The following is a 2930-nucleotide window of genomic DNA, read 5'->3' as shown; positions in this document are numbered from 1 at the left end:
TTTTCACCTTTATTGCCTCTACATTATTAATTTTAGATTCTATTTATCTAAATCTTTTTTCTTTATCTATCCATAAGTCCGCGAATGCTGGAATATCCCGTATTTACGGACTTTTTTTCACTTTTCAATAGGTCGATACCATACTTAACTCCGCATATTTCCGCTTCATTCTGCTTTCAAAAGTAGTAAATCGGTAGTAATCCAGCCTTTTACTACTAAGCTACAAATCGCTGTAATTCTGATTTTACCGTTTCAAGTGAAGCGTGAGTGTAGAGGTTCAATGTGATTGTGATATTGGAATGTCCCATGACATATTGCAGTGCTTTTGGGTTCATTCCTGCGTTGGCTAACCTTGTGCAGAATGTATGACGCATGACATGTGGATGTGTCAAGTATAGGACAAAAAAAATTTTATTTTTTTCTGCCGAAGACTATCTGACGCTTCCATAGGTAGTCCCAGCACCTTTATTATCTTTTGATAAGTCATTCTTGTCCTGCTCAAGTTATCTCTGTTCTGAAAAAATATCGTCAAAATTCCATTCGATTTCAATTTCATCCTGACTATGAACACGGATCACCTTGATAACCTCACGCAGCTTCTCTGTATCGAACTTCTGAATTCCCAAGAAATCTTTTAGTTTTATTTTATCAGAAAGTTCATTTTGTTCAAGAAGCTTTTTACTATTCTTCGCATCTTCTATCTTTCGTTTTATTTCATCCAGCTGTACACTTATCTTTTCAGCTCTCTGCTTATACGAATCACGATCTATACGACCATCTTTGTAATCATCATAGAGTTTCATCTTTTCCGAGGTCAACTGTCGGCTCTGTTTTTGCAATTCTGTAGTATTGATCTCTTTGTATTCACATTGTCTTTTGGAAGATACTTTCTTTCCTTTTTTCAACATTGACGCTGCATACTGACGGACAAGCCCAAGGATATTCTCCTCCATCGGTTCCCTACGAATCACCAGACTTCGGCACACAGGATCACCATTGGTTCTGGCATCTGAACATTTCAGCAGATGCTCTGTTTCTTTTAACAGAGAATGCCCACAGTTGGCACATATCAGCAAGGCCGGCTGTTTTTTACGTCTTTCCAGAGTAAAATTGGTGCGTGATTCTGCAACACTTCTCTTCTTTTTCGGATGCATTTCATTTGCTTTTTCAAACAATTCCCTGTCTATAATTGCCGTATGATGATTTTCCAGGCGAACCCATTCTGTTTCATCATTCAGAACTGCTTTATGGCCCGTATGCATACTGCAACGTGTTTTGCCCCAGATTCTGGTTCCAATATAAATCTCATCCCGGACGATTGCCGATACTGTCGTAGGGCTCCAGTGTTTCTTTTTGATCGTGTCAAACCTCTGGAACTGCACCTGATCCCCTCTTGATAATTTCTGCTCATCACAAGTAGCAATCGCCTGTGCTGCTGATAAAGCACAATCAAGTTATAGTCGTCAGACAGAGAGCCAGTCTTAATTCCGCATACATTTTCGTTGTAATATTCGGATGTCGGATCAAGGAAGGCGTTTGTATTCTGCCATATTTGTGTACTGCCATCAGGCAGTGTTGCCGTATAAGTGTTTTGAGATACAATTTCTCTAAACCACGAGTATTCCAACAACCGATATACTACTTCTTTCAAATCTAAAGTGATGGTAAGTGCCTCCATATCAAAACCACTCGGATCATATAAAACTGTGTCTAAGTACCCCTGCTGTTGCAAATGCAGGTTTAAGTTCTCCATGAAAATCCTCACACGCTCTTGACAGCTTTCTGCTTGCGGCGAAAGTAATCCTCCACAATAATCAGCAACCACATAAGCTGCGTCATTCCCTGACGGTACTAACATTGCCGCAAATAGATTGTGTAAAAAGTATTCTTTTTCCTTGATTTGAGCAACAGACGAGCCAGGTTTCGTGAGTGAAATAGCACCATAGTCTGCAACAACGATACTATCAAGGTCTGCTAAAGTTGACGCATACTCAATAACAAACAGCTTGGCTAAACTTGCAGGAATTTGTGGCTCGTTCTCGTTTTTTGAAACAAATATTTCATCATCAGAACAATCCACCAAAATCAGCGATTTTGCATTATAAGAGTCAGGAAAATCTTCTTTGTAGAGAAAACCATTTATTTTATTCTTTACCTCTCTGAAATTTTCCGGCTGCATTGCCCACGGCACAAACATTATACCTATGCCGATACAAACTACAAGCAAAAACAAAAATACTCCAAATCGTTTTTTCTTACGGCGTTTTCTCTGCATATATGTGCTCACCTCCCAACACCAAAACTCCTATGTGCCATTTTTAATCGGCATAATTTGCCTGAATACACTCTGTAAATCCAGACGGATCTCCCAACTTAGCTTTATCAATATTATCACGAAGATATTTGCGTGTGGCGTCATCACAGCGATCTGTTCCCATATAAGGCATATCAAAGGCTTTTTCGAGTTCAGCTAAGGCTTTTGCCGCCCTTTCCGAATTCGTATTGTAAGTATCAAGCCATTCCTGCATCCAAGAATATTCCCAAAGGTTAGATGCTCTTGTATCGCCATATCCTATCTGAAAAGACGCTCCCGTATCTTCGCCTTCCAAAGCATCAGGCGGCGTAAAGCCCTCCGGCCAATTCAAACTCTCAATGGTCGTTAGGTATTCTTCTTCAATGGTAGCAAAGTCCGTGAAACCTCTTGTGTTTGTGTCGGAGTCCGAAGAAGTGGAGCAGCCTGCCAGCATAATCACCAGCAAAGAAATCATAACACACAATAACAGTCTGTACGGTCTTTCGGATTTTGAGATTGTTCGTTTCATTTTGTTTCCTCCTTGAATTGAGTTTTATTATCTAAGAGCCAATGCAGGCTCTAATTTTGCTGCTTTCAATGCTGGTAATAATCCGCCCAATAATGCTGTAAGCACAGA

The 2930-nt window shown here is 40.0% G+C and carries 3 protein-coding genes and 1 pseudogene; all 4 read right to left on the bottom strand.

Features of this window, described 5'->3' with window-relative positions:
- Positions 1-215 precede the first annotated feature (215 nt).
- Positions 216-383: pseudogene (locus AC075J_RS18425) on the bottom strand (tyrosine-type recombinase/integrase); the annotation flags it as partial.
- Positions 384-503: 120 nt separating this feature from the next.
- Positions 504-1319: a recombinase family protein gene (locus tag AC075J_RS18420; protein WP_242832812.1), complete on the bottom strand. Its 816-nt coding sequence runs from the start codon at positions 1317-1319 to the stop codon at positions 504-506.
- Complete coding sequence (locus tag AC075J_RS18415) at positions 1235-2275, bottom strand: D-alanyl-D-alanine carboxypeptidase family protein (RefSeq protein ID WP_242859441.1); 1041 nt, start codon at positions 2273-2275, stop codon at positions 1235-1237. The genes AC075J_RS18420 and AC075J_RS18415 overlap by 85 nt, the downstream gene beginning before the upstream one ends.
- Before the next feature lie 43 nt (positions 2276-2318).
- The gene (locus AC075J_RS18410; RefSeq protein WP_008703815.1) at positions 2319-2822 is read right to left on the bottom strand and encodes a hypothetical protein; all 504 of its coding nucleotides are present in this window, start codon (positions 2820-2822) and stop codon (positions 2319-2321) included.
- Between the last annotated feature and the right edge of the window lie 108 nt (positions 2823-2930).

This window comes from Blautia sp. ZXY-1-C6, from assembly GCF_056339875.1.
The sequence above is the reverse complement of the archived record's forward strand: the minus strand, read 5'-3'. Positions and strand labels throughout refer to the sequence as shown.